Genomic DNA, 17,332 nt, shown 5'->3' with positions numbered 1-17,332 from the left:
GCCCGCCACACCGACGCGAATTTAATCGATGGTAATAAGCGCCTGACCTCCCTGAACGGAATCACCGACGGCAACGCGAACGCTACTGATGGTGCCCGCATTAGGAGCCGTAATCTCGGTCTCCATCTTCATGGCTTCGAGGATCAGGAGCACCTGGCCGGCCTCGATCTCTTCACCTTCTTCAACCAAGATCTTGAAGACCGATCCGGCAAGCGGAGCGACGACAGCGTTTGCCGATACACCGGAGACGCTCGCGTTGGCTGGTTCAGAATGGGTTGCGCCTGAGCCGCCACCAAAGTAGATGGGAGCGATCTGACGCTTCTCCTCTTCCACCTCGACCTCGACAGAATAGGCGATCCCGTTGACTGTCACGTTAAGTTTCATGTTTTACCTTCTACCTTCGGATGCCTACAGCTGACCCGGAATGTGATGCTGGACCTTCTGCCGTCCCTGCGCTGCCCACGTTCTTTCGCGGGAGTAGTGGACTGCCTTAATAGTGCCGCGATTGCCCATGAAGGCTGACACCGCAGCAGAAATAGCAATGATGACGTCTTCTGGGATGGAAGCGTCGGAACGCTTGCGCAGCTCTTTAAGCTCAGCTTCCGCCGCATCAAGCCGCGCTGAGAGTTCCGCGACTAATTGAGCAAGTTGCTCGCTGTTTGATTCGCTCACCGTTGCTCCTTATACCGGACCTAGGCCGTGCTTCTTGGCAGGGCGAACTACTCGCTTGTTGGTCAAGACCTCAAGCGCATCTGCAATATGCAGGCGGGTTTCTGCGGGATCGATGATGTCATCAACCAAGCCACGGGAGGCTGCCATATACGGAGTGGAGAAAGTCTCCTTGTACAGGCGGATGAGCTCATCGCGCTTGGCTTCCTTATCCTCTGCGGCTTCGATCTCCTTGCGGAAGACCACATTGACTGCGCCTTCTGCGCCCATCACTGCGATTTCTGCAGTGGGCCATGCAAATACGCGGTCAGCTCCCAGGTCCTTCGAGCACATAGCTAGGTGCGCTCCACCGTAGGATTTACGCAGCTCCACCGTAATCTTTGGCACGCTGGCTGCCGAGTACGCGTACAGCATCTTGGCACCGTGTCGGATGATGCCACCGTGTTCTTGAGCAACACCCGGCATAAAGCCTGGAACGTCCACAAAAGTCACCAGCGGGATGTTAAAGGCGTTGCAGAAACGGATGAATTGGCTTCCCTTGTCCGAGGAATTGATGTCCAGCACACCGGACATCACGTTTGGTTGGTTAGCCACAATGCCCACGGTACGGCCTACGATGCGGGCAAATCCCACGACGAGGTTTTGTGCATATCCAGCCTGCACTTCAAGGAAGTCGCCACGGTCTACAACGCGCGAAATAATATCGCGAACGTCATAACCGCGCTTTCCATCGACCGGAACAATCTCCCGCAGCTCCTCATCGGGAGTAACGATTGGATCTGGCTCAACAACTGGTGGTTCTTCCGTATTGTTCTGTGGCAAGAAGCTCAGTAACTTCTGCGCGATGAGGATCGCCTGCTCGTCATCATCAGCAATGAAGTGGATGTTTCCGGCCTTAGACATATGAGCGTCTGCTCCGCCTAGAGCATCTGCGGTGACCTCTTCACCCGTGACCGACTTAATCACGCCAGGGCCAGTGATGAACATGTTGGCCTTACGAGTCTGAATGATGAAGTCAGTCAAAGCAGGCGAATATGCAGCGCCTCCAGCGCATGGGCCCGAGATAATCGAAACCTGTGGTACGAGTCCGGAAAGAAGAACGTTCTGGTAGAACACCTTGCCGTAGCCCGAAAGGGAGTCGATTCCCTCTTGCACGCGTGCTCCGCCGGAGTCGTTGATGAAGATGAAAGGAGTTCCAGTGGTCGCAGAAGCTTCCATCATCGCTGCGACCTTGTTGGACTGAGTCTCGCCAGCCGATCCGCCCATCACGGTGAAGTCCTGCGATGCTACGTGGACGGCACGACCAAAAATCGCTCCCGAGCCAGTGACAACGCCGTCTGCTGGTGCGACTGCTTTATCCATGCCAAAGTGAGTGGTGCGGTGCTTGGCAAACATGCCGATTTCGCGGAATGTGCCTTCGTCGAGAAGCGCTGCGACGCGCTCACGAGCTGTCAGTTTGCCCTTTTCATGCTGCTTTTCGATTTTGGCTTCGCCGCCGCCTAGCTCGATCTCATGACGAGCCTTAGCGAGCTGGTCTAGGCGCTCAGACATAGTAGGTTCTTGAGACATGTCTTCGGTTCTCCTTTACTCGGCGGGCTCGACCTTGACGGTCTGGCTGCGGCCGCCCACGGTGACCTTGTAGGTAATTGGTTCGAGAACGGCCTCATTCTCGCGGGTCTTGATCTTTGATGGGTCCTTACCCACGTTCTTTGGCCCTTCGGGGCGGTTCTTAAAGAACCCTGGAGCAACACCTGGGAACAGAGCATTGGTAAGCACGTCTTCGTCCGTGCCATCGCAGCCTTCAAGTTTGTTGGCTTCCTCCACAAGGTGATCCCACTCTGGCTCAAGGAGATCAGCCGGACGCTCAGTAATGGCTTCCTTCTTGGTCTGAGCCTTTGCCTGTTCAACGATCTCAGGATTTCGCTCGCCGATGCACTCGCCGTAGTAGCCAAGCATGAGGTCCGCGAATTCTGCAGTCATGACCTTGTAACGTCCCATAAGGACGTTGAAGACAGCCTGGGTTCCCACGATCTGGGAAGACGGCGTGACCAGCGGCGGGTATCCGGCATCCTTACGGACGATGGGGACTTCCCGCATCACTTCATCAATACGATCTCCCGCACCTTGGGCGGTGAGCTGGCTTTCCATGTTAGAAAGCATGCCGCCAGGAATCTGGGAGAGGAAGATGTTGGTATCCACCAGCGTCTTGGACTCAAATTCCTTGTACTTCGGGCGAATTGCCTTAAAGTGATCGCGGACGTTGATCAGACGATCCATGTCTAGATCTGTGGTGTAGTCGGTTCCCTCAAGCATCTCTACAAGGGACTCAGTGGGGTTGTGTCCCGGGCCGAGGGAGAGCGAAGAAATGGCAGTATCCACAACATCTGCGCCAGCTTCAATGGCCTTCATCAAGGTCACGAGGGTAACGCCAGTCGTGGAGTGGCAGTGGACGTTAATCTGAGTCTCTTCGCCATAGGTTTCTTTAATCGCGCGGATAACATCGTATGCCGGCTGAGGCTTCAACAGCGCTGCCATGTCCTTCAGCGCGATGGAATCTGCCCCCATGTCTAGAAGCCGGCCTGCAAGCTCAACATATCCTTCGACGGTATGCAGCGGTGAAACGGTGTAGCAGATGGTTCCCTGAGCGTGTCCATCGACCTTCTTCACCGCACGCATAGCGTGCTCCAGGTTGCGTGGGTCGTTGAGAGCGTCAAAGACACGGAACACATCCATGCCGTTTTCCTTGGACTTCTCAACGAACTTGTCCACCACCAAGTCTTCATAGTGGCGGTATCCCAGAAGGTTCTGCCCACGGAGCAGCATCTGGAGCTTGGAATTTGGCATTAATTTACGGAAGGTGCGAAGTCTTTCCCAGGGATCCTCGTTAAGGAATCTGATGCATGCGTCAAACGTTGCACCACCCCAGCACTCGACGCTCCAGAATCCTGCCTTATCTATGTCCTCGCATGCGTCAACCATGTCTTCCATGGCCATACGAGTTGCAAACAAGCTCTGATGCGCATCGCGTAAAGCGACCTCGGTCACTCCAATTTTTCTTGGGCTCATAGTTCACAATCTATGCGGATTTAGGTTCAGTTGCACGGCAGATTCACACGGAATAGATCACAAAACCAACAAAACCCAAATAAAAAACCGACCAGACTGCGTTATTCTCTAAGGTAAAACGGCTTTTTGCGCTCGAGAATGTCCGATCAAATATCCCGAAAATTACCTGTGAAGTTTTTCACTAAAATGAAAAAATCATAAATTGGTCACAATGAATTACCGGTGTAGCCATACGCATAAAAACCGGGCCACGCAGTAACGTACTGTTCCGCGCGACCCGGTGAACGTCGACAAGCTTAAACCTCTATAACGCTCTCTCGTTTTTCTGCAATTTCCCGTGCGTGTTCCGCACGGCGCTTTTCTACCTGCCCACGGGTTGCATACCATCCCAGTACAAACAGCGGAACCGTGCATACAGATGCCACCACCGTCAGGAATCCATCCCAGGAACCAGCAGCAATCAAAATAACGATCAATACCAAAAAGCCCAGAGTTATCCAGTTAGTCACAGGAGCCCACGGCATCCGGAATGCAGGGCGTTCCTCTACCGCCTTAATCATCCGCATATGGCACACGATGGTAAAGGCCCAGTTAACAACCACACAGATTGCAGTCATATTAAGCGCGATATCAAAGGCTTTACCCGGAACAAGGTAATTTATGACCACGCCGATAAGCACCACTGCAGAGTTCAACGCGATGCCACCAAAAGGAACACCTCGCTTATTAAAAGCCCCCAACATTTCCGGAGCCGTCCCAGCACGTGCCATGGTACGCATAGTGCGCCCAGTGGAATACAGACCAGCATTGAGCGAAGACAAAGCCGCAGTAATAACGACCAGATTCATAATCGTGCCAGCAGAAGGAACGCCTATCGAGTCAAAGAAGGTCACAAACGGCGAGACGCCCGCAGAATACGCAGTATATGGAAGCACCAAAGCTAGCAGCATAACCGAGCCGCAGTAGAACACAATGATGCGCCAAATAACACTGTTGACGGCCTTAGGCATTTCTTTCTCAGCGTCCTTGGTCTCCCCTGCCGCCGTACCAATGAGCTCAATGCCAAAGTACGCAAACACCACGCCACTGATAACAACGACCAAAGGCAGGAATCCCATGGGGAAAATTCCGCCGTGTTCAGCAATATTGGCAAAGCCTGCCGGTTGGTCCACTACGATGCGGCCCGTCACCACAAAAAAGATTGCAACAGCCATGAACAAGCAGATCGCTGCGATCTTAATCATGGCAAACCAAAATTCCATCTCACCGAATACCCGAACAGAGATGAGATTAAGGAGCAGCACAATAACCAATGCAGCTAAAGCAAGTACCCATTGCGGGATATCCGAAAAGAGGTTCCAGAATTTTAGATAAATCGCGATAGCCGTAGTGTCCGCAATTCCTGTCAAGGCCCACATCATGAAGTAGACCCATCCCACTACAAAACCAGCCCGCTCTCCCATGAATTCACGAGTCCAGGAGACAACAGCACCGGAAGACGCGCGGTATAAAACAAGTTCTCCTACGGCACGCAAAATAAAGAAAGCAAAAAAACCACAGATAAGATACGCCAAAACCAACGATGGCCCCGCAGTGGCCAAACGCCCACCGGCCCCCATAAAGAGTCCCGTACCAATCGCAGAACCAAGTGCCATCATCTGGATATGACGTGAACTCAGTGTTGTTTTGTATCCCTCCTGATCCGCTGTAAGAAATGAGGAGTCTGTATGAGTCATAAAATCTGACCGACCTTTTCGGACCAAGCCCAGCACATTGTGCACTAAGCGATAAAGAGAAACTACACGGCGAAAGCTATCAAGTAATAGTTATCGATAAAGCTTTTCGACGCCGCCGCACAGACTTTCGCCACATTGTGCAGCTAAAAGCCACTTTCATCAAAAAGACATAGCAACATAGCTGCAATGAAGATCACAATTCAACTAAAAGTTTTTAGCGCACTAATAAAGACAGTAAAAACACGAAAATACGTCTTTTGCACAGCCCTACGATAAGACCGCGCTACAGAGCACACAGAAACCTCTCTTTAATCCTCACAACGGCAAACCCCTTACAGGTCTTCCAGTTGGCGGTGAAAGAACCGTAAGGGGCTTGATGACAAGTAACGAAAATCAATAGCCAGAGCTACAAAAATATAAGACTAGATGCCTTGCTTCTGCTCTGCATAAAGACGACGCAAGGCCTCATCCGCCTGGAATTGATAGTCTTCAGCTTGAGGATCAGCACTCTGTCGCAAGATGCGAGCGTTCTCCTTGGCCCAGTTGTAATAATTACAAAGATCATGCTGATTTTCACCAAAGGTCTCGTGACACCACTCAAATGAGTGTTTTTCTGGTGAATACGTAGAAGCTTGTGCCGAAGTGATCGCTGCTGCAGAGCCCGCCAGCAGAGTTGCGCCCGCAATGGTAAGGGTGATCTTACGAATCTTCAAGATAAAACTCTCCCTAGATAGAAGTGGAAATTAAAATGAAATGCATCCGATCAGTGCACTTAGGAACTTACACTTTTTTCGCAAAAACTAAAATTATCCTAATAAATTCCGCTTAGTAGACTGAGGTTTTTGTCACTTTTTTTAAAAAAAGAATCAGAACTGCGAGGTCCCTAAACCCTGGAAGAAACTTTATTTACGCAGGCAGGTGCGGAAATCTTTGAAATTTCCCCGCCCGCATAGACCCACACAAAGGACACATTCTTTCATTAGTGTGAAATAACACAGTGTCCTATTTTTATCTTTTCCCATCGAAAATATCCCTTTTGTAGGCGTTGACTTCTCCCGCTAGCACTAAGATTTCAGCCTTATTTACCTGTGTGATATTCGTGACATAAAAATAACTGGAGTATGTCTTTATACGCGACATACTCCAGTTATTTCGAGTTATAGAAAACTATTAGTTCCTAATTTCCCCGATTGATTCTTGTGTAGCTATTGTGTTTCACCGATTGCGACGTACCAACAACATGCCTATCCTCACTAGCAAGAACGCAGCCAAAGCAATTCCTAGTGTATTAGCACCAGTCTTTGCCAATGAAGGCTTATCACGCTTGGAAGCGGTCTTTACCTCACGAGGTTTCTCCGCCGTCGGGTTCTTTTCCATCGGCGCTACAGGTGTAATCACCGGTGGTTGTGACGGTGACCCAACAATAAAAGGTATCAACGGGATGAGCGGTATCAGCGGGAGGATCGGAAGGAAATTGAGCGATTCATAGCCATTGACCACCGTTACCTTGTAGGTCACATGTGCGCTAGAAATCTTGAACTTCCCATGATCAGAGATGGCGTGTTTCCACTGTGCCCCGCTGATCCTGGCGCCTTCTCCCCTCACCGCACACTCAGCATCCAGGGAATACTGCCTGTGAGACTCAACCGGCTTAACCTTAGAGACCTTTACGGTAGCTTCAACATCATTACCGAGGTGTATTTGAAGATACAGCCGCGACCTTCCAGTTACTTAACGACGCCCTCCACACACCCACCAACTGCTCCCCAATCTAGAAAGTGCCTACAGCCTTCCCATAGACGATTAATCGCTTCAAAGCTGACCGCGTTATCGTCCTCTGCGCCTGTGATAGTCACTATGCATTTATTCCCAATTCCGTTAAAGCCAGGACATCGACAATAAACTGAGATTTTCATCAATTTATTTTCCAAAATAACAAATAAGTAACCTTAACCCGCCTGCGTCAGACATATACAAAATTCAGCATTTGAATCAATTAATTAAGAAAACCCAATTAATTAGCGTCCTACAATAACCTTTAGGTCAAAAACGCCAATTCCCCACATACACCCCGGCCAGATTCCCCAATAGAACTAAATACGGCCCTTTATTCACCCCGGTAACTTTTTAAAAACAGGAACGCTTGCATCACAAAGCTATCCAAAATATTTGCCACACAATCAAGCAAAACGGATCAAAGTAAAAAGATATTCGCAGATCTCCCTACCGGACATTCCAAAATCCACCCCTGATAGTTTCCCTCAAATAAAAATGCAGGGTTATCCAAAAGATTGTTTACTCCCCCCCCCTGTCAAATTGCACCCTATCCCCATGTTTACCCCCGCGAATGCGTCCAAACTCACATTTAGACTTTTTATAAAGTCCACTTGGGATGTTAGTGGAAAAATTTCCATGACCAGCAAATTTAAGAAAATAACTATTACAACTAGTGTAAATACCAATTTTTCATCAATTTGCACACAAACTGAAGATGTTATTAGATTGAGATCCCAGTGTTCTTATCTTCTTATTCAGCAACACTGAGCATACAAGGCATACAGATTACATCTGAGGCGACAGCCCACTGGCATCAGGGTCTCCAATAGCGATTTTGGAGGCAATCCCAACCCAATTGAAAGGAACTCTTTCGGTGGGAAATCCATTCCCGTCCGACGACCGTACCTGTGCAATTTACGGCGTCGATACAGTCCCCGACCCACGCACACTCGTTGATATTTTCCGCGAGACCGTACATCACTATCCCAACGCCACCGCGCTTATTGGCACAAACGAATCTCTGACTTATAGCCAATTGGCAGAGCGCATCGACGACCAAGTAGAGCGTCTTGCTCAGCTTGGTATTGGGCGTGGAGCCCGTATTGGCATTCGAGTTCCATCAGGTACCACCGATCTCTACATAGCAATTCTGGCCACGATCTGCGCGGGAGCGGCCTACGTACCTGTTGACTGGGACGACCCGGACTCTCGTGCAAACACCGTCTGGGAAGAAGCCAATGTCACCGCGGTCTATGGTGCAGAGCTTTCCCTCGACCTCCGAGGCAACGATCTCGCTCCGGTTACTCCTTGCGAGCCCACAACAGCAAACGACGCATGGATCATCTTCACTTCCGGATCTACGGGTAAGCCCAAGGGCGTAGCCGTATCCCACCGTTCTGCAGCAGCACTCGTCGATGCTGAAGCACGCATGTATCTAGTCAATGACCCACTTGGTCCTCAAGATCGTGTCATGGCAGGCCTCTCCGTAGCCTTCGATGCTTCCTGTGAAGAAATGTGGCTGGCCTGGCGTTATGGAGCCGCTTTGGTCCCTGCCCCTCGGGATATTGTTCGTTCCGCGGATGCTCTTGGTGAATGGATTACAAGAAACAAAATCTCCGCTGTCTCCACGGTACCGACCCTCGCTTCCTTCTGGCCTACTGAATCTTTGACCGCAGTGCGCCTATTGATTTTTGGCGGAGAGGCTCTTCCCGTAGAGCTTGTCAACCGACTCGCAGCCCCAGGGCGCGAGCTATGGAACACCTATGGCCCAACAGAAGCAACCATCATCTGTTCCGGCCATCTCATGAAACCAATAACGGATAAAGAACCCGTCCGAATCGGCCGACCAGTACCCGGCTGGCAATTAGCCATCGTGGATCCTGAGACCGGTGAACCCGTACGTTGGGGAGAAACTGGTGAGCTACTTGTAACAGGTGTTGGTCTAGGCCGATACCTCGATCAAGAAAAAGATGCCGAAGCCTACGCTCCTCTGGAGTCCCTAGGTTGGGAACGCGCCTACCGAACCGGTGACCTTGTTGTAGCAGAACAAGAAGGAATCATCTTTGCAGGCCGTGCCGACGATCAAATCAAATTCGGTGGACGTCGCATGGAGCTTGGTGAAATCGATCGAGCCCTAGCCTCCGTACCTGGGGTAGCTGCAGCGGCAGCAGCTAAGCAGACGACGACCGCAGGATCCGACGTCATCATCGGTTATGTTGTCCCCGAAGAAGACAACGGCAAACCCGGCACTATCGATCTGCACAAAGCTCGCACCCATCTATCCACTGTTCTACCTGGTGGAATCGCGCCAACCTTGTGCATTGTCGACGAGCTCCCTATGAAGACCTCCGACAAAGTTGACCGTAAGGCTCTTCCTTGGCCGTTACCGGATTCCCGCGACTCTGTTGAAGCCTTGCCGCAACATCTACGTTGGCTTGCCGATAAATGGATAGACCAACTTGGCCCTGTTCCGATCGAAGCGGACTCCAGCTTCTTTGACCTCGGTGGCTCATCCGTTGCTATCGCAAAACTAGCCATCGCTCTGAGGGAATCGCATCCCGCGTTGGACATCGGAGCACTATACGACAATCCCACCTTGTCGATGATGGCCGACTACGTAGATACGCTCCACACTGACACCGAACAGCGGCCACTACCACAGAAAATCCCATGGTGGTCCGGTATCGTTCAATTCCTGGTCGTCTGTGGCATCTACGCTGTCAACGTTGCTCGCTATGTCGTCGGAACGATTTTTGTTGTCTGGGCACTCGGATTCTTCTTCTCTGCAGCATGGGTTCCTACCGTTCCATTCTGGCCGGTGTTCATCGGTATGGTCGTGCTCTTTTCCACTCCAGGAAAAATTCTGCAGGCCGCGGTTGTGGCTCGCGTCGCTACTTTCCGTATCCAACCTGGCGACTACCCACGTGGCGGCTGGACTCACCTGCGCATCTGGTCGGCCGAACGCTTCTTAGCCTATCTCCGCTTAGAACCGCTCCTCGATACTCCATCAATGTCGCTCTTGTTCCGTCTCTTTGGTTGCACAGTAGGTAAAGGCACCACGCTGGCAACGTTCCCACCAGTCACTGGGCTAGCAACAATCGGCGAGGGTTCAGTTTTAGAAAGCGAAGTCGATATCAACGGACACTGGATCGACGGCGATACCTTTTATCTCAGGCCTATCACCATCGGTGAGCGGGTGCGCGTTGGTATGCGAACCTTCGTTTCCCCTGGATCGACCATTGGCAACGACGTAGAAATCATTCCTGGCTCCTGCGTCACCGGAGCAGTTGCCGAAGGCCGGTGCTACAGCGGAAATCCGCTAAGCGACAACGGTCCAAGCAGGACCAGTTGGCCGAGCCAAACGCCCAAGGAAGCTATCGCCGACGGCATGGTCACCGGATTGGGATTCTTCTCCCATCACCTGCTGTACATCCTTGGATTGTCGTTGCTGAACGTACTACCTGTTCTGGCAGTGCTACCAGCGACCTTCCTGATCTTGCCCACGGTAATCAATAACTTCCAGTACCAAGAAGTCTTCCTGATCTTGGCGGCATGGACGCCATTTTTCGCGATTCTCACCATCGTTTGCTGGCTAGCGTTGGTCGTCATCTTGGTTCGCCTGTGTTCGCTGTTGATCCGGCCAGGTTATTTCCCGATTCACTCCAGCACTGGCTGGGCTCTATGGATGACGCACACCCTGCTACAGAAAACGCTCACTTCCACGTATTTTGTATACGCCGGTTGGCTCACACCTGCTTTCCTTAGGCTCCTCGGTGCCCGCGTTGGCAAAGACACTGAGATCTCTACAGTCGAGACGATTCCGCACTTAACAGCCATCGGCGACCGTTGCTTCCTTGCAGATCATTCCATGTGTACATCGGCACGTTACAACAACGGCTGGGTCCACGTCGGCACGACTGTCCTCGGTGATGGTTCATTCGTGGGCAACTCCGGGATCGTCGGCCCCGACCACGATCTCCCCGCCGAGTCTTTGGTTGCGGTTCTCTCTTCGACTCCCGAGCGCCCAGGCAAAGGCACATCGTGGCTTGGCAGATCGACGAGACAAATCCCGCGCGCGCATATCGACGCCGACGTCGCACGCACCTTTAATCCTTCTACCGGTCTCAAAGTAGCCCGAGCGTTCGTCGAATTGTTCCGACTGCTACCAGTCATCGTCGCTGCTTATCTTGACCTCCTCATCGTCTGGCTAGGCACATTGGCATACATGTCGGGCGGACGTGGGTGGGGAGGAATCCAGGCAGTTTTGCTTTGGGCTTTCCCCATCGTTCTCGGAGCAGGAATTATCGCCAGCCTCGTACCAATCGTGTTGAAATGGCTGCTTATAGGTCGGTTTACTGCAGGACATCGAACACTATTTTCCACCTTCGTTTGGCGCGGCGAGCTCATCGATAATATCGCTGAGCTTCTAGCGGTGCCTTCGCTCATCAGAATGTCGCTTGGCTCACCGCTCTACAACTGGTGGCTGCGCCTCATGGGTACGCGCATCGGGCGTGACGTATGGTGCGAGACTTGGTGGCTCCCGGAGTTCGATCTGATCACCCTCTCTGATAGGTCAACGATCAACCGAGGCACTGTCCTCCAAACCCATTTATTCCATGACCGGGTTATGGCTCTGGAAACAGTAACCATGGGAACAGGTTCCACGCTTGGCCCCAACAGTTTCATTCTTCCGGGCTCATCAATCGGCGATCGGGCGACTATCGGCCCTGGATCTTTGATCTTGCGTCAAGATGCTATCCCTAACGACAGCGTCTGGTCAGGAAACCCTGTTTCCTACGTCGAAGATCCTCAAAGCATCACCGCTTTTGATAGCACCATCCAAGACACTCACCCTAAAGAAGCCGTTCTTACCAGCTAGTGGATTGATTTCACCACATCCAAGGAATCGACAATGACATCACAGATATCTACGCAGCCTCAAACACCGGATGCTGCAACCAGGCCACAACCAGGCCCAGCACGTGTCCGTCCTATCTGGGATGGCGAAGCCGAGGTACTACCCCAGCCATATAGCCCGCCGCCAGAGCCTGAAATTCGTCCGTCCCGATGGAACAAAGAACTTGCTTTTGGCCCGTCGGCTGACCCGCGACGAATCATTGGTATTGACGCAGCCCGTGGATTCGCTCTCGTAGGAATGATCGCCGTGCATGTGCTGCCGGCATATAACAAATACACTGACCAACCCACTTTGATCTGGCAGTTGTTTGGTGGGCATTCTTCTGCCTTGTTTGCGCTGCTCGCGGGAGTGACTATTGCGCTTCTTACCGGCGGAAACATGCCTCATGTCGGTAGCTCGCTTCACCGTGACCGCATATCGCTGGCAGTCCGCGCACTGATCGTCTTTGTGCTCGGCCTAGCTCTCGACGAGATCAATCTGCCGGTATCCAACATCTTGCCTTACTACGGTCTGCTGTTTCTGCTTGCTGTCGGGGTTGTCTCTCTACGGATTCGCACTCTGCTTATCCTCGCAGCGGTATTCATTACGACTGGTCCCCTAGCGATTTTCGCGGTCAACTCTTGGGGCGGATACACCACTACGCTTAATCCCAGCTTCTCTTCATTGATTAGCCTGCCTGTTGACACCATCATCACGCTGTTTGTCGGTGGAACCTACCCGGTAGTCACGTGGATGGCATACATCTGTGTGGGCATAGCTCTGGGGCGTATGAATCTGCATTGGTTAATTACGCAAACCAGGCTCATCGCTCTCGGTGCGGTCGCCACCATCACCGGATTCCTTAGCTCAACTTTCCTTATTGACTATGTAGGTGGGTTCACCCAGCTGTACTACCACACCGATAATTACGATGTAGAGGACATTCTTCGGGTCATTGACTTCGGTCCGGAGGTTCATATCCCCACAGATACATGGTGGTGGCTGGCTATTAATGGCCCCCACGTCAACACACCGTTCTCCTTGCTCACTTCTCTTGGAGCAGCAACCTTGGCGCTCGGTTCTTTTCTCGTGATCACCCGGATGCTTAAGAATCTATTCATCCCTCTGATCTCTGCTGGAGCAATGACGCTGACACTGTATATCTCACACATACTTTTGATGGCGGCGTTCAAAGATTCTACCGAGGCACTACCCACGCTCTGGTTCATTCTTCACGTTCTAGGCGCTTTACTCTTTGGCACCGCATGGCAACTTGCTATAGGTCGTGGACCGCTAGAAGAGATCGTGTCAAAAATCTCCAAACGGGTGAGCAAGACTCTCATCCCAGTTCATCCCAAAACCGTCAGTGCTGCAGAAAACTAACTGAGAAAGAGAACACCATGTCAAAGTCGCACTGGGCTAAAACGCATTACTCATTGGGAGCTTCGGCCCTTAAACTCTCCGTCGTCGCCGCACTTACCACTCTGATCGCAGCATGCGGAGCAGACGAACGGGCAGGATTCCACCCACATCCGTCTAACAAAGACAAGCCAACGTTGGAGAAAAAGGTCACCGCTAATAAACATAACGATGTGGTGAACAAGAAGGACCTTCCAGAGCCTAATAAGGCAAACGCTGAACAGCCTTCTGAAGAACTCTCTGAACAAGCAGTATTGCTCTATCCCAACGGTAAAGAAGTCAAAATGACTCCTTTTGGCACAAAACTGAAATTCGGTGAACCCGCGCATGTAGTTACTGAGGACACTGAAGGCCGTTATCTCGTCTGGGCTGTCACGGCCCACGACGGCGTTCGCCTACCATCAGAGCGGGTCAGCCTCCTCAACGCCAGTGAAACTGACGAGGTTTCACATTTCATGTGCTACGCCTACGACGTTGAATTCCTAGGAACAATCCCCAAAGGTTCTGACGATCCTCTCGCGCTCTCCGGGCTTGCCGACGCCGAACACACGGCCGTCACCGCCCCTACCCTGATGCCAGCAACTGACTCGGGCGACAATGCCCTCCATCTCAACGGTGGCGCAGACAACGCTTGCGGTATCCCCGCATCCAACCGCATACCGACATCGGAGTCACAGCTGAAGGTTAACCATGTCTACGCACGCGGAAGCATCGGAGTGTTCCCTAAAAATCAAGACTCGGAGAACAACAAGCAAACGCAGTCTGTCCGCTTTGACTGGGACCAATCTGGTGAGAAGTCTCGTGAATCGCTCTATTGGAATTGATTGTCCCCATGAACTGTCCCTCGGCTGCCACTCCCGTCGGACAGTATGGAGACCAGGACATCGGCTTAGTGGTCCATCATCGTTACGGGCGTCTGATGATACACCTGGCTCGGATGAATACTCTCCCGGTGGATACGAATAGGACCGAGTCCTGACGCCCCTGCATGTACTCGCGCATGTCCGACTCTCGAAACACTCAGGTTGTGGGATACCTGTCGTTCTCCGCCACAGGCTCTCCTGTTGGTGGTTCAAGACGCTAATGCCTATGTCTGTTACATTTCAGTATCAAACCTGCTAGCATCATGGCCATCCCGTGAGTGTAGAAAATCGCCTGAAAATCGTTGAGAGGGAGGGGCGACCTCGTGACGATGAGTCGTCATTCCGGACTAACTTGTTCATACCCGAAGCGGCAGTATCACTGCAGAGAGTGTGGGGAGCAGATGGATCAGATCGATGTCGCCGAGCCGTTGGCATTCCTCGACAATTCTGCAGGCACGGAGGGCTTCCGAGCCCTTCGGAGCGGTGATCCTACATGGTCGCTCTGCTGCTAACGGTCGCCGCCGTCGGCGGCCTCGTCATCGCGGCCGATGCGACTGGCGCTGACTCTGCAGGCTTCGTTATCACGGTAACTCTCATGGGGTTTGGCCTTGCTCTCTTCGTCGGCGAATCACTGGAGCGCCGTATCCCGGGCTACCAATGGGATCGAATATCCTTCTCACGTGACGCCAGCCGCCGATGGGGAGTGCACTTGTTCAACGCTGTCCTGTCATGGATCGGATGGAACAGACTCATCTTCGCCATGCGGGGGGATCGAGCATCCAAGACAGGGAAAGACTGGGACCCACGGCCTATGAGAGCAGCGGCAGCTGGTCATGCGTGGGCGTTCCTACTCCATACCGCCACTGCGGTCTGGGCGAGTGTGACTGGAGGGTGGGTGCCCCTTATAACCCTCCTAGTGATCGGGATCGTTGGCCACCTCTACCCGGTCCTGCTGCAGCTCTATGTACTGACCAGATTGAGAACAGAGCAGGGGAATCATCGACAGACGTCCATCGAATGAGAGACGTCGGAGGCACTGGTCTGGTTCAAAAGTCCACGATGGCGTGCGTCAAGTCATGTGAGATAGTCCTGAAGGACACAGCCATACCGGCATGTTCTCATTCTCAGTCGGCACTTTACATAACTCCTCTGTATGTTCCTCTCACACCACCAGCCCACGCTGTTCAGAGCACCGAGCCGGTGTCCCGTGATCTGGGGTCATCCGCCTCCAAAACTAATTGGAGGCGAGCAAACACGTCGCTATGAGATGGTCAAGGCGCCGCACGTCGATCTTCTTATCAAGCTTAATTTTGAGATTTCCGGCTCTTGTCCATAGTTCAACCTCCGCGTTGAAGTCGAAGCGCCCCGCGTCCTCAGTCGACCACATCATGATCGAGGAATACGGGATCGAATAGATTTCCACTTTCTTGCCGGTAATTCCCTGAGCATCGCGAACGATCAGACGTTTGGACGTGAAAATCGCCGAGTCTCGCAGAGTTTTGTACGCCGCATAGGCCTGTTCCCCTTGTACAAGAACTCCGACAACGTCCTCGGGAATTGGGATTTCTTCGAAGAAGATCCACTCTGTGATCTTAGAAGTTTCCATAACAAGCCCCTTCACCTTTTATAACAACTAATAGCCACATCGTATTCTCATTTGGTTGGTGTTTAAAGATGCAGAAGACACGCTATGCCTGATGTCTATGCTGAAGCGAGGCTCACCTTTGAGGGGATACGGCTTCATTGTGCCTCATAAAATTATTTATGTTCTCCCCTTTTCCCTCTAGATTGAAAGAATGATTACTATTGCGACAACGGATGAACAGTGCCGCGAGATAACCACTTTTTTGACCAACGAAATGGGTCCAGAAAGCCTATTTCTCACTTTCCCTCGGTCCCCTCAAGACCGGTATAGTCTCGGATACCTCGTCGGTTGCTGGGACCAAGATGTTCTCAAAGGGGCAGCTTTTATCCGCCCACTGTGTAAAGAAGCCGATACACTCATACACAACACGAACATCGAAGCAGACACCCGCCACGATGCACAGACTTGGTTGGCGAGCAGGACTTTAATGGTTGAATTAATCGCCACCACACGCCAAGAGCGTCGTCAAGGCATCGCAGCCAAGATCCTCTCCGTAGTCGAATCTATAGCGATCAGCGACGGTTGCAAAGCAATCCTCGCCGTCACAGAAAACGATCGAGCCTGCAGCTTGTTTAAGAAAGCAGGCTACTTGGTCTTTAAACCGAATGTCGCGCTGGCTCTCACGTGTGACAAAGGTGCCAAACCACAAGTGTACGGCTTAATCCCTCCATGTGACGGGACGAACCTAGTTCTGAAAGAGCTCAACAACACTGATGATTTCACTTTCAACGTCACGCATCTCTACTCGCGAAATTCTCAGAATGGAGATCACGTGATAAGACCTATAACCCATAACGCTTTTAGACTCTACGAGCAATGATCCTTCTTACGGCTGCTGCTAGCGGATAACAAAGCAGCCCCAGCCGTCCGCAGATAGGTCTGGGGCCAAGGGATTTTACCGAAGTAAGCAGTTTTTTCGTGTGACCACCCCTATTGCTTCCGAGTTGAACTTACTCGACCTTAATAGGTTTTTCAAGGTCAAAACTAATTTGCAGTCGCGGATCTTCTTCCCCATCGCGTTCCCCAAACGCAAGAAACCCCCGATTCGTTTTCACGAACCGAGGGTTCCAATTTAGTAGCGGGGGCAGGATTTGAACCTACGACCTCTGGGTTATGAGCCCAGCGAGCTACCGAGCTGCTCCACCCCGCGACGATTGCTTTAGAACAAGCTGTCCTGTGCAACGAGGAGTAACTTTACATAGAACCAATCAAACAGGCAAATCCCCAGCACAACGGCTATATAACCGAGCGCTGGGGATCT

13 protein-coding genes and 1 tRNA gene are annotated in these 17,332 nt (G+C 51.9%); 5 read left to right on the top strand and 9 right to left on the bottom strand.

Translation table 11 applies throughout. The features are described 5' to 3' along the window. Positions 1–21: 21 nt before the first annotated feature. The 7 genes from CULFRC11_RS03035 to CULFRC11_RS03005 form a co-directional block, all read right to left on the bottom strand. On the bottom strand, positions 22–384 hold the full coding sequence (locus tag CULFRC11_RS03035; RefSeq protein ID WP_013911000.1) for a biotin/lipoyl-containing protein: 363 nt from the start codon (positions 382–384) through the stop codon (positions 22–24). A 24-nt stretch (positions 385–408) separates the two neighbouring features. Continuing rightward, on the bottom strand, positions 409–672 hold the full coding sequence (locus tag CULFRC11_RS03030; protein ID WP_013910999.1) for a hypothetical protein: 264 nt from the start codon (positions 670–672) through the stop codon (positions 409–411). Positions 673–681: 9 nt separating this feature from the next. Then, positions 682–2,238 carry an acyl-CoA carboxylase subunit beta gene (locus CULFRC11_RS03025; RefSeq protein WP_013910998.1) on the bottom strand — a complete coding sequence of 519 codons (1,557 nt, stop codon included), beginning with the start codon at positions 2,236–2,238 and terminating at the stop codon, positions 682–684. Positions 2,239–2,253: 15 nt separating this feature from the next. Then, positions 2,254–3,735, bottom strand: coding sequence for a methylmalonyl-CoA carboxytransferase subunit 5S (locus CULFRC11_RS03020; protein ID WP_013910997.1), 1,482 nt, complete (start codon positions 3,733–3,735; stop codon positions 2,254–2,256). A 296-nt stretch (positions 3,736–4,031) separates the two neighbouring features. After that, positions 4,032–5,471 (bottom strand): amino acid permease, encoded by a 1,440-nt coding sequence (locus CULFRC11_RS03015; RefSeq protein WP_023635313.1) that lies wholly within the window; start codon positions 5,469–5,471, stop codon positions 4,032–4,034. A 422-nt stretch (positions 5,472–5,893) separates the two neighbouring features. Continuing rightward, the gene (locus tag CULFRC11_RS03010) at positions 5,894–6,184 is read right to left on the bottom strand and encodes a hypothetical protein (RefSeq protein ID WP_014836104.1); all 291 of its coding nucleotides are present in this window, start codon (positions 6,182–6,184) and stop codon (positions 5,894–5,896) included. Positions 6,185–6,686: 502 nt separating this feature from the next. Then, positions 6,687–7,076 (bottom strand): LPXTG cell wall anchor domain-containing protein, encoded by a 390-nt coding sequence (locus CULFRC11_RS03005; RefSeq protein WP_230478257.1) that lies wholly within the window; start codon positions 7,074–7,076, stop codon positions 6,687–6,689. Positions 7,077–8,121: 1,045 nt separating this feature from the next. Between CULFRC11_RS03005 and CULFRC11_RS03000 the strand changes: the two genes are divergently transcribed. From CULFRC11_RS03000 to CULFRC11_RS02985, 4 genes are all read left to right on the top strand, one after another. Continuing rightward, a complete protein-coding gene (locus CULFRC11_RS03000) occupies positions 8,122–12,126 on the top strand; it encodes a Pls/PosA family non-ribosomal peptide synthetase (RefSeq protein ID WP_038620390.1) in 4,005 nt (1,334 codons plus the stop codon). 33 nt (positions 12,127–12,159) lie between these two features. Then, positions 12,160–13,527 carry a heparan-alpha-glucosaminide N-acetyltransferase domain-containing protein gene (locus CULFRC11_RS02995; RefSeq protein ID WP_023635309.1) on the top strand — a complete coding sequence of 456 codons (1,368 nt, stop codon included), beginning with the start codon at positions 12,160–12,162 and terminating at the stop codon, positions 13,525–13,527. Positions 13,528–13,544: 17 nt separating this feature from the next. After that, positions 13,545–14,387: a hypothetical protein gene (locus tag CULFRC11_RS02990; protein ID WP_023635308.1), complete on the top strand. Its 843-nt coding sequence runs from the start codon at positions 13,545–13,547 to the stop codon at positions 14,385–14,387. A gap of 532 nt (positions 14,388–14,919) precedes the next feature. Continuing rightward, the gene (locus CULFRC11_RS02985; protein WP_023635307.1) at positions 14,920–15,447 is read left to right on the top strand and encodes a glycosyl-4,4'-diaponeurosporenoate acyltransferase CrtO family protein; all 528 of its coding nucleotides are present in this window, start codon (positions 14,920–14,922) and stop codon (positions 15,445–15,447) included. Positions 15,448–15,660: 213 nt separating this feature from the next. Here the strand turns inward: CULFRC11_RS02985 and CULFRC11_RS02980 are convergent, their stop codons facing one another. Further along, entirely contained in the window at positions 15,661–16,032 is a 372-nt protein-coding gene (locus CULFRC11_RS02980) for a PH domain-containing protein (protein ID WP_014525451.1), read from the bottom strand. Between the two features lie 190 nt (positions 16,033–16,222). On the opposite strand from CULFRC11_RS02980, the gene CULFRC11_RS11420 reads away from it, so the two are divergent. Continuing rightward, the gene (locus CULFRC11_RS11420) at positions 16,223–16,891 is read left to right on the top strand and encodes a GNAT family N-acetyltransferase (protein WP_023635306.1); all 669 of its coding nucleotides are present in this window, start codon (positions 16,223–16,225) and stop codon (positions 16,889–16,891) included. A 256-nt stretch (positions 16,892–17,147) separates the two neighbouring features. On the opposite strand, the gene CULFRC11_RS02970 is transcribed toward CULFRC11_RS11420, so the two are convergent. Further along, positions 17,148–17,221: transfer RNA gene (locus tag CULFRC11_RS02970), tRNA-Met, on the bottom strand. Between the last annotated feature and the right edge of the window lie 111 nt (positions 17,222–17,332).

Source organism: Corynebacterium ulcerans (assembly GCF_000767685.1).
GTDB classification, from domain to species: Bacteria; Actinomycetota; Actinomycetes; order Mycobacteriales; family Mycobacteriaceae; genus Corynebacterium; species Corynebacterium ulcerans.
Note: the sequence above shows the minus strand (reverse complement) of the source record. Positions and strands in the feature narration are given on the sequence as shown.

Bases quoted from the DNA above. Each gene is read 5' to 3' on its own strand.
- CULFRC11_RS02995 (WP_023635309.1), top strand. From the start codon at position 12,160: ATGACATCACAGATATCTACGCAGCCTCAAACACCGGATGCTGCAACC.
- CULFRC11_RS02980 (WP_014525451.1), bottom strand. From the start codon at position 16,032: ATGGAAACTTCTAAGATCACAGAGTGGATCTTCTTCGAAGAAATCCCA.
- CULFRC11_RS02990 (WP_023635308.1), top strand. From the start codon at position 13,545: ATGTCAAAGTCGCACTGGGCTAAAACGCATTACTCATTGGGAGCTTCG.
- CULFRC11_RS11420 (WP_023635306.1), top strand. From the start codon at position 16,223: ATGATTACTATTGCGACAACGGATGAACAGTGCCGCGAGATAACCACT.
- CULFRC11_RS03020 (WP_013910997.1), bottom strand. From the start codon at position 3,735: ATGAGCCCAAGAAAAATTGGAGTGACCGAGGTCGCTTTACGCGATGCG.
- CULFRC11_RS03035 (WP_013911000.1), bottom strand. From the start codon at position 384: ATGAAACTTAACGTGACAGTCAACGGGATCGCCTATTCTGTCGAGGTC.
- CULFRC11_RS03025 (WP_013910998.1), bottom strand. From the start codon at position 2,238: ATGTCTCAAGAACCTACTATGTCTGAGCGCCTAGACCAGCTCGCTAAG.
- CULFRC11_RS03015 (WP_023635313.1), bottom strand. From the start codon at position 5,471: ATGACTCATACAGACTCCTCATTTCTTACAGCGGATCAGGAGGGATAC.
- CULFRC11_RS02985 (WP_023635307.1), top strand. From the start codon at position 14,920: ATGGTCGCTCTGCTGCTAACGGTCGCCGCCGTCGGCGGCCTCGTCATC.